Here is a 1010-nt window from a genome sequence, read left to right as displayed (position 1 = left end):
CTAGACGATTGAGTCCAAGGGATCGCCTGCGGAAATAGGGCGAGGGCGTTCAAGATCCGTTTGTGACGACAGAACTGAACACCCTCGCAACCGCACTCTATGTGAAGATCGACGACGCGGTGAAGGCATCGCCGGACCTGCTGCCATGGCGGCCGAAAACGGGGATCGCACCTGCCCTCAGCGACGCCGAGCTCGTGACACTGGCGGTGATGTCGGCTCTGCTGGGCTTTACCTCCGAGCGGCGCTGGCTGCGTTACGCCCACACCGAGCTGAGGGACATGTTCCCTTACCTGCCACGGCAGTCCGGGTACGGCAAGCGGCTACGCAAAGCGCCCGGCCTGGTCCTGCACATGATCAGGATGCTGGCCGCCGACACCTCGCTGTGGAGCGACGATGTATGGCTGGTCGACTCCACACCGGTGGAGTGCGGCCGATCCCGGGAGACGACCAAGCGCAGCGATCTGGCCGGGTGGGCCCAGTACGGCTACTGCGCGTCCCACTCGCGGTACTTCTGGGGCTTGCGGCTGCACCTGTTGTGCACCCTGGGCGGGCTGCCGATGGCGTTCGCGCTCACCGGCGCCAAGGCCGACGAGCGCGAGACACTGCTGGGGATGCTGGACGCGGCACCCGAGATGGTAGCCGCCCGTCCCGGTCAGACGATCATCGCGGACAAGAACTACTACGGCCGCGCCTTCGAGCAGGCCCTCACCGAGCGTGACCTGAGGCTGCTGCGCCCGGCTCGAAAGGGCGAGGCCGAGCGGGCCGGAGCACGCCTGTTCAAGCCGTTGCGGCAGACCATCGAGTCGATCAACCAGACCTTCAAGGGTCAGCTCGACCTGGAACGACACGGTGCCCGTACTCCTGCCGGTGTCATCATCCGCGTGCTGACACGGATCCTGGCACTGACTGCCGCAATCTGGCACAACGACAAGACCGGGCAACCGATCAAGCGTTCCCTGATCGCCTACGACCACTAAGCGCGACCGAAGCCCTTGGACTCAATCATCTAG

1 protein-coding gene is annotated in these 1010 nt (G+C 65.0%); it reads left to right on the top strand.

Annotated elements, in window-relative coordinates; translation table 11 throughout:
* Nucleotides 1-62: 62 nt before the first annotated feature.
* On the top strand, nt 63-977 hold the full coding sequence (locus IMZ11_RS42485; RefSeq protein ID WP_228649233.1) for an IS982 family transposase: 915 nt from the start codon (nt 63-65) through the stop codon (nt 975-977).
* The last annotated feature ends 33 nt before the right edge of the window (nt 978-1010 follow it).

The sequence above is a fragment of the Microtetraspora sp. AC03309 genome (assembly GCF_020826795.1).
Taxonomy (GTDB): domain Bacteria; phylum Actinomycetota; class Actinomycetes; order Streptosporangiales; family Streptosporangiaceae; genus Microtetraspora; species Microtetraspora glauca.
The sequence above is the reverse complement of the archived record's forward strand: the minus strand, read 5'-3'. Positions and strand labels throughout refer to the sequence as shown.